Source organism: Staphylococcus sp. EG-SA-2, from assembly GCF_017152085.1.
The window spans coordinates 1-8,824 of record NZ_JACYHC010000033.1 but is presented as its reverse complement, the minus strand read 5'-3'; the positions used below and the strand labels follow the sequence as shown (position 1 = coordinate 8,824).

Here is an 8,824-nt window from a genome sequence, read left to right as displayed (position 1 = left end):
AAAAAGTAAGTATGATGGCGTATACGATTGTAAGCCCTTGGACTGATTTTCCCAAAAAGTGTAGCCTATTTGTGATAGTACTGGTAAACTCAAGGTATATACTAAGTGAGTTTTAAAAGAAGGAGCAAACGCATGAAAAGAAGCGATAGGTACTCAAACTCAAATGAACATTTTGAGCATATGAAACACGAACCTCACTATAATACGTATTATCAACCAGTTGGCAAACCGCCGAAAAAGAAAAAAAGTAAACGAATACTATTAAAAATATTATTAACCATTCTAATCATTATCGCATTGTTTATTGGTATCATGTATTTTTTATCTACACGCGATAATGTGGATGAACTAAGAAAAATTGAAAATAAAAGTAGTTTTGTGTCAGCTGATAACATGCCAGAGTATGTTAAAGGTGCCTTTATTTCAATGGAAGATGAACGATTCTACAATCATCATGGATTCGATTTGAAAGGTACAACTAGAGCTTTATTTTCAACGATTAGCGACAGAGATGTGCAAGGTGGTAGTACCATTACACAACAAGTTGTCAAAAATTATTTTTATGATAATGATCGTTCATTTACTAGAAAAGTAAAAGAATTATTTGTAGCTCATCGAGTTGAAAAACAATATAATAAGAACGAAATTTTAAGCTTTTATTTAAATAATATTTACTTTGGGGATAATCAATATACGCTTGAGGGCGCAGCAAACCATTACTTTGGAACAACCGTGAATAAAAATAGTACAACAATGTCTCACATAACAGTTTTACAAAGCGCTATTTTAGCTAGTAAAGTCAATGCACCTAGCGTATATAATATCAATAATATGTCAGAGAATTTTACGCAACGTGTAAGCACGAACTTAGAAAAAATGAAGCAACAAAATTATATCAATGAAACACAATATCAACAGGCTATGTCACAATTAAATCGTTAAATACTTGCATTCATGTGTAAGATGCTTGGAACTATAATGTAGAAGGTTTAATTGAAATGTCATAATGATAAAGTTGAATTGTTTCTGCTTAATAAATTTTACAGATTTGCTTGTAATCACACTTTCATTTTAAAAGATGATAGTGTGATTTTTTGTTAGCATCGAAAAATATTTAAAGTTAAACATTTGCTATAGGAAGTGGCTTATTGAATAATAAAAGAGTATTGTATTAAAACTTGAGAAAGTAACGGGGTGATCCAGTGCCGAAGATTACTAAAATAGAAGTTCAAAAGAAAAACAAAGAACGTTTTAATCTTTTTTTAGACGAACAATTTGAAATGGGTATAGATATCGATACATTAGTCAAATTTAATTTAAAAAAAGGGCAACAACTTGAAGCTGCTGACATGGCAGAGATTCAAAAGTATGATCATTATCGCATAGGTTTAAACAAAGCAATCCAATATTTATCATATAAAAAGAGAACTGAAAAAGAAGTTATTCAATATTTACAAAAAGAAGAGATATCAGAGCAAGCGATTTCTGAAGTGATTGAATATTGTTATCGCGAAAAGTTAATCGACCATCAAGATTATGCGGAAAGTTTAAAAAATACAATGATTCGCACGACAGATAAAGGACCTAAAATTTATCAACAAAAACTTTATCAACTTGGTATAGAACCAAATATCATTGAAATGTTTACAGAACTTTATAGAGAACAACAGGAACTTGATGATATTATCCAAATTGCTGAAAAAATATCTAAAACAAAAAAAGGACCACAAAATAAGGTTAAAGAAAAAGTAATGCAATCTTTAATTCAAAAAGGGTTTGAAATGGAAACCATTCATGCTGTATTGAATGAAATGGATTTTACACAAGATGAAGCGGTTTTAGACGATTTATTACAACGAGATTTAGAAAAAATTTATAATAAAAATCGAAAGAAGTACACGCAACAGAAATTAATTTCAAAAACTATCGAAGGCCTTATGAGAAAAGGATATAAATATGATAAAATTAAAGCTAAATTAGAAGAAAGTGGTATTGCCGATGGAACAGAAGAAATTGAGTGAGATGTCTGAGCCAGAATTAAGACACGAAATACAACTTTATAAAGAGAAAATGAGAAAAGCTGAGATGAATGGTATTTTAAATGAATATGACGTTTATCAAAGTAAAGTAATTGTTGCCGAAAGTTACTTAGTAGACAGAAAAAAGATAGAAATTGGTAAAATTTATAAACTGACTGATGGCAGTAATCAATATTTTAAAGTAGAAAGATTAAAAGGTATTTTTGCGTGGGGGTTTAGATTTAATAGCGATGAACCCGAAGAAGGCTTACCTATAGCGTTATTACAATTATAGAAGGATGAAAATAGATGGGAAGTTCAATTGTTTTAAAGTTACTAAAAGTAACACACTACTATAGGAATAAACAGAATAAGAAATGGTATTTATCTTTTGGATATGATGCTGAAGATATCGATTTAAACAATATTAGTTTACATATTTATCAAGGAGAAGCATTAGGTATAATTGGTGAACCTGAATCTTCCAAAGCGTTGGTAGGTCAATTGTTGGCAGGTGCAATTAAACCTGATAAAGGTAAAGTAGTTTGTACTGAAGATTTGTTCTACGGATATATTGAAGATCAATCGTTAATTCATCAAACTGTTGAAGCTTACACAGCGCAGTTAGTTCAACTATTTCCATATGAAATTAATGATCATAAAGCTGAACAGATTATTCAATATGCACATTTAGGCGATTATAAAACGAAGCCGGTTAACCATATTTCGAAAGCGGCATACGCTCAATTACTATTAAGTATTGCACGCTCATCAAAATCAAATATTATTATTTTAAATCATGTTATTGACTATTTAACACCACAATTTATGGAACGTGCGATTGAATTAACAAATGATTATATTGAAAATAATTTAACGATTGTGTCAATTGGTGATGATATTGATAAAATTTCACAAGTGAGTAACTATATAGCTTGGTTTTCACATGGTCAATTAAGAATGGAAGGGTCACTTAAACAAGTTATTCCATCTTTTAAAGAACATGAACGTGATCGATTAAGTTTAAACTCAAAAGAAGAAATTGAAAACTTTGATTTAGATTGGAAAAAGAATCGTACAAGAATACCAGAGATGACCTATAATTTCAAACGCGTTGAGCGCTATAATCATGCAAAACCGCCTAAGTTTTTAGTGCGTTTTTGGACTTTAGCCTCAGGTACTATTTTAGGCTTAGCATTGATGATGTTGCTCATTTTCAATAATATAGGAATTATTTCGATAACAGATTTTACGAATCGTGCTACGATGCAAAATGAAAATAAAGATCCATATGGCGAAAAGTTAGCTTATGGAATTGCTTTTAATGGCAGTGTGGATATGCAAGGGGATAAACAAGTCACAATTCCAAAATATAGTGTAGTTACAATTACTGGCGAAAATAGTAAAAATTATCGTGTTACCGCCGATAATAAGACTTACTATGTTAGTAAAGATAAATTAGAATATTTTAACCCGGCAGGTTTATATCAAACGCATAGTTTTAAAAAATTAGCGCCATATATGAAATCAAATTATAGTAATTACTATGCATACTTTAACAGTCAATTACATAAAAAGCATAGTTCAGTTATAAAAACTTTAGTTCCTGATGATGATAACCGTTTCGTTGCATCCGTTACACAACAACCGATACAATTACTTTTCAATGATAATAATCAGTTATACGGTTTTGTTTATCCAATTGTAGATAAAAAAGAATTAAAAGATAAGTTTAATATTAACAATAACATTTGGATTACTAAAGTTGGGAATGGATATTGTATTGCCAATTTGAAAGAAGACAAATGGATTTATATTGAATTGTAGGTGTAAAGATGCTAGATAATATTATTTTATATTTTAAAAACTTACCGCATACTAAAAGGTATGTAACAGAACGTTTAAAACAAAGTTGGAAAAGTTTTCTAATCGTATTAGCTGCATGTTTAATACTTATTATTGCAAGTGAAACGCTATTTTCCTTTAGTCATTTGACCGATGTTAAAGAGGTGCGATGGTTATTTAGAATTATTGCATTGATTGTTTTTGCGGTATTGATGTTCACAATTTATATCTCTTATCATCATTATATGAATGACTTTTTAGTGACTAAGTTATTTAATATTTCCGCAGCGACGCCAGTAGTTATTATGTCTATTTTAAGTTTTATTATGCTAGTCATTTTGACGATGATTAGTGCATTGGTTAAACCAGTAAACTTCGAAACATCATATATAGCGCTATTCTATTTTATTGTGATGGCAACTATTTTTGTAGGATTAATATCCGTTACTTTTGGTCTTATTCGACTGTTAACTGAAAAAATAAATATCATATTTTATGGGGTTTGTGTATTGTGTATCTTATTGTTACCAATTATTTTCATACCAAATCCAAATCATGTATTTATCAATCACATCCTAATGCTGAATCCAATGTATTACATTGTTAATGGTATAGCACAATCTATCATATTTGGTATATCAAGTATGGAAAACATTCCATATCATTTTTACTTTATTTTATTCTTATGTTTAATAGCTGCAGTAAATTTCGTATTAGCAAGGTATACGACACACGCAATTTATAATAAAACATCTAAAGTGACACAAACTGATAATCAACAAGATGTTTCAAATGATAGTACAGACGAGGCGGATACTTCTTCATGATGTTTAGCTGACCTGTTGTGTAAATTAATCTGTGAGAATCAGAAACAATTAGAATATCATCTAGATATTGTTTTCCTATACTGATTTTGATATTTCGAGTCATTAAAGGTAGTTTGTTAGCAACAATATAAATTTTAGATTTTGTAAAAGCATTCATAGTTTTACATTAAAAAACCGGACAGAGTAAAAATCGTTTTGATTTTCATTCTGCCCGGTTGTTCATTTTTTATAGATTAACTTTAGTGAATAATAACTTGAAATTATTTAGCATACAGTTTACGTTGTAACTTATCTTCTGTAAATACCCAGCCAATATAAGAGTGGTCTATGACATTATCGTTTGTTACATGTGCAATTGCCACAAATGAATAATGATCATTTTTTAAATAACGCAAATCAATCAAACGAATTTCAGTAGAACCATCTGCTAACGTTGTTGTTTGCCAACGATAGATTGATGAAAAGTTTAAAAAAGTACGTATATCTTTATTACCTTTGACTTTCCATAAAATGGAGTCTGTTGATAATGTTTGACGTTCCACTTTATCACTAAACACCACATTCCTACCATATGCTTTTCCAACATAGTCATGTGCATCAGTTTGTATCGCGACACGCCATTCCATAAATTTTATTGTTGGCGCAACAAATACTTTAACAGGGTGATGCTCTTGTTGAATTGCTTTTAAAGCTTGTTGCTTAATTACGGCTCTCATTTTAAAACGAATCATGTAATAAATGATTAGTAAAGCGATTATAGGAAAGAAGACTGCAAATGGATGCAAGCCTATAACCCATAATACAATACCAATACAAAGAACTGTGAAAATAATAGGGTCAAATGTGTTAATCACACTTAATTGAATCCATTTGTTTGTGATAGGTCTAAGCGCTTGTGTACCATAAGAATTGAATATATCTACAAAGACATGTAAAAATACTGCGAGCTGAGCCCACATCCATACATGAAATGGGTTGGTTCCACTAAAGAACGTGAATATTAAAAATGTAATTAAAATTGGCCATAGTATTGTGAAAGGGATGGAATGCGTGATACCTCTATGATGCGAAATATATGTTGCATTGTCCTTTAATTTAAGAACAGTATCCCCATCAGGAATTAATGAACCAACGATAAGGGTTGTAGCTGTTGCACCAAACGTAGAAGCCATTGCTGGATCTTGAGTTGCAAGTGCTGTAAGGCCCACCCCAATTGCGATATGTGTTGCAGTGTCCATATCAGTTCACTCATTTCATAATATTATATATACTATTATAATCCAATTTCGCAAATAACTAAATTAACTTACATACTAACCATGATTTTAATGTACAATAAAAACATTATGAGTAAAGACAATTAATTTTGGTGAGGAAAGGGTTTTATAAATGTATCAGCAGTCTAGTTTTAAAGAAAATTTGATACACTGGTTTGATGAAAATCAAAGAGAAATGCCATGGCGACAAACGACCAATCCGTACTATATTTGGTTAAGTGAGGTCATGTTACAACAGACACAAGTTAAAACAGTTATTGACTATTATCATCGTTTTGTTGAACGATTTCCAACTGTGGAAGTTTTGAGTCAAGCTTCGGAAGATGAAGTGTTAAAGTATTGGGAAGGCTTAGGATATTATAGTAGAGCTCGAAATTTTCATACGGCGATTAAAGAAGTTTATGATAAATATGAAGGCTTAGTTCCCAAAGATCCTGATCAATTTAAAGCGTTAAAAGGTGTTGGCCCATACACACAAGCTGCAGTAATGAGCATTGCATATAATGTACCACTAGCAACTGTAGACGGAAATGTTTTTCGAGTATGGTCTAGATTGAATGATGACTATCGAGATATTAAATTACAATCGACGAGGAAATCGTACGAACAAGAATTGTTACCGTATGTTACTACAGAAGCTGGAACGTTTAATCAAGCTATGATGGAATTAGGGGCATTAATTTGTACACCAAAAAATCCATTATGCTTATTTTGTCCAGTTCAAGAAAACTGTGAGGCATTTGATAAAGGTACATTTGAAAAGTTACCTGTTAAATCTAAAAATGTAAGTAAAAAAGTAATTGAGCAATCCGTCTTTTTAATTAGAAATAATCAAGGTCAATATCTGTTGCAAAAGCGTAGCGAAAAATTATTGCATGGTATGTGGCAATTTCCTATGTTTGAAAGTGAGCATGCTAGACGTAAAATGACTGAAAAAATCGGTCATGACATTCAACCAGTAGAAACACCTATTTTTGAGTTGAAGCATCAATTTACTCATTTAACATGGAAGATTAAAGTATACGCCGCTTCAGGAGCAATTAACATTGAAACATTACCAGATGACATGATTTGGTTTAATTTAAGTGATCGAGACCAATATACATTCCCTGTACCTATGTCAAAGATTTATCAATTTATAAATGGGTAACATTCGATGATTGGTAATATTATCGGAAAACATAGTGACATTAATTTTAAAAATGTATAAATGATATCTTTAAATCTCATAGGATAACAATGTCAAAAAGTTAAAGTGTTGATTTATAAAAGTGATGATTTTACATACTTTAAATGGGACATGTAAATCTCTGTTGTAGTACTTAGCAATATTACCGAGTTTAATCATTAAGTAGTAAAATCTTATTTCGTAAAAATATGTATTTATATAATACTATTTCTGAAATATGCTATAATTTATAATGGTTAAATTAACAGAAGGTGGTGTGGAGTATGGTCAGAGAATCCATACCTAAAGAAGGGGAAAACATTAAAATTCAGAGTTATAAACATGATGGTAAGATTCATCGCGTTTGGTCTGAAACAACAATATTAAAGGGTACTGATCATGTTGTCATTGGTGGCAATGATCATACGTTAGTGACTGAAAGTGACGGAAGAACTTGGATAACACGTGAACCGGCAATTGTTTACTTTCACTCAGAATATTGGTTTAATGTTATCTGCATGTTTAGAGAAGATGGAATTTATTACTATTGCAATTTGTCATCACCATTTGTTTGTGATGAAGAGGCATTAAAATATATAGACTATGATTTAGATATTAAAGTATATCCAAACGGAAAGTATCATTTATTAGATGAAGATGAATATGAACAACATATGAATCAAATGAATTATCCGCATGATATTGATATTATTTTAAGACGCAACGTGGACATTCTTCAACAATGGATAGAACAGAAGAAGGGCCCATTCGCGCCAGATTTTATCAAAGTTTGGAAAGAACGTTACAAAAAAATTAGACAGTATTAAGCAAATAAAGTGTAAATACTGATTAAATCATTTATATTGACTTAGTGATGTAAAGAAGTATGATAACTTTTGCTGTCGTGTGGGGACACAGTATCCATAGATTAAATTGAATAGAATATAACATACGAATAAGACAACGTATTTAATCACATGAATATGACAGAGGTTGAGATATCTTAATTTTAAAAATGTAAATTGTAAGAAGAATTTACATCTACAAATTATGTATCCAACCTCTATTCATTTTTATGCTTATGAATAGGATAGGGCAATAGATTAGGGGGGATTGTATGATTAAACGATATTTGCAATTTGTTAAGCCATATAAATATCGTATTTTTGCAACGATTATTGTTGGGATAATTAAGTTTGGTATACCAATGCTTATACCACTTTTAATTAAATATGCAATAGATGGCGTGATTAATAACCACGCACTAACGACTGATGAAAAAGTTCATCATTTAACTATTGCCATTGGTATCGCATTATTTATTTTTGTAATAGTGAGACCACCAATTGAATTTATACGTCAATATTTGGCGCAATGGACAAGTAATAAAATATTGTATGATATACGTAAAAAGTTATATAACCATTTACAAGCTTTAAGTGCGAGATTTTATGCTAATAATCAAGTAGGTCAAGTAATATCTAGAGTGATTAATGATGTTGAACAAACAAAAGATTTCATTTTAACCGGGTTAATGAATATTTGGTTAGATTGTATAACAATTATTATTGCACTATCCATAATGTTCTTTTTAGATGTGAAATTGACTTTAGCAGCACTGTTTATCTTCCCATTTTACATTTTAACGGTGTACGTTTTCTTTGGAAGATTAAGAAAATTGACGCGTGA

Annotated in this window: 8 protein-coding genes and 1 pseudogene; 8 read left to right on the top strand and 1 reads right to left on the bottom strand. The window is 30.6% G+C overall.

Annotated features, from left to right (window positions below):
• The first annotated feature begins 132 nt into the window (after positions 1-132).
• The 5 genes from sgtB (at position 133) to IDG60_RS00260 (ending at position 4,690) form a co-directional block, all read left to right on the top strand.
• Complete coding sequence (sgtB, locus tag IDG60_RS00280) at positions 133-942, top strand: monofunctional peptidoglycan glycosyltransferase SgtB (RefSeq protein WP_000830380.1); 810 nt, start codon at positions 133-135, stop codon at positions 940-942.
• A 260-nt stretch (positions 943-1,202) separates the two neighbouring features.
• Complete coding sequence (gene recX / locus IDG60_RS00275; protein WP_001124422.1) at positions 1,203-2,021, top strand: recombination regulator RecX; 819 nt, start codon at positions 1,203-1,205, stop codon at positions 2,019-2,021.
• The gene (locus tag IDG60_RS00270; RefSeq protein WP_000435806.1) at positions 1,999-2,313 is read left to right on the top strand and encodes a YfhH family protein; all 315 of its coding nucleotides are present in this window, start codon (positions 1,999-2,001) and stop codon (positions 2,311-2,313) included. The genes recX and IDG60_RS00270 overlap by 23 nt, the downstream gene beginning before the upstream one ends.
• A 14-nt stretch (positions 2,314-2,327) precedes the next feature.
• Entirely contained in the window at positions 2,328-3,845 is a 1,518-nt protein-coding gene (locus IDG60_RS00265) for an ATP-binding cassette domain-containing protein (RefSeq protein ID WP_000535850.1), read from the top strand.
• A gap of 8 nt (positions 3,846-3,853) precedes the next feature.
• Positions 3,854-4,690 (top strand): membrane protein, encoded by an 837-nt coding sequence (locus IDG60_RS00260; RefSeq protein ID WP_000886462.1) that lies wholly within the window; start codon positions 3,854-3,856, stop codon positions 4,688-4,690.
• A gap of 260 nt (positions 4,691-4,950) precedes the next feature.
• Here the strand turns inward: IDG60_RS00260 and IDG60_RS00255 are convergent, their stop codons facing one another.
• Positions 4,951-5,928, bottom strand: a complete 978-nt coding sequence (locus IDG60_RS00255) for a metal-dependent hydrolase (protein ID WP_000379098.1) — start codon at positions 5,926-5,928, stop codon at positions 4,951-4,953.
• Positions 5,929-6,079: 151 nt separating this feature from the next.
• Between IDG60_RS00255 and mutY the strand changes: the two genes are divergently transcribed.
• The 3 genes and pseudogenes from mutY to IDG60_RS00240 all read left to right on the top strand — a co-directional run.
• Positions 6,080-7,117, top strand: a complete 1,038-nt coding sequence (gene mutY / locus IDG60_RS00250; protein ID WP_000284765.1) for an A/G-specific adenine glycosylase — start codon at positions 6,080-6,082, stop codon at positions 7,115-7,117.
• Positions 7,118-7,419: 302 nt separating this feature from the next.
• A complete protein-coding gene (ntdP, locus tag IDG60_RS00245) occupies positions 7,420-7,962 on the top strand; it encodes a nucleoside tri-diphosphate phosphatase (protein WP_000251253.1) in 543 nt (180 codons plus the stop codon).
• Positions 7,963-8,252: 290 nt separating this feature from the next.
• Positions 8,253-8,824: pseudogene (locus IDG60_RS00240) on the top strand (SAV1866 family putative multidrug efflux ABC transporter); the annotation flags it as partial.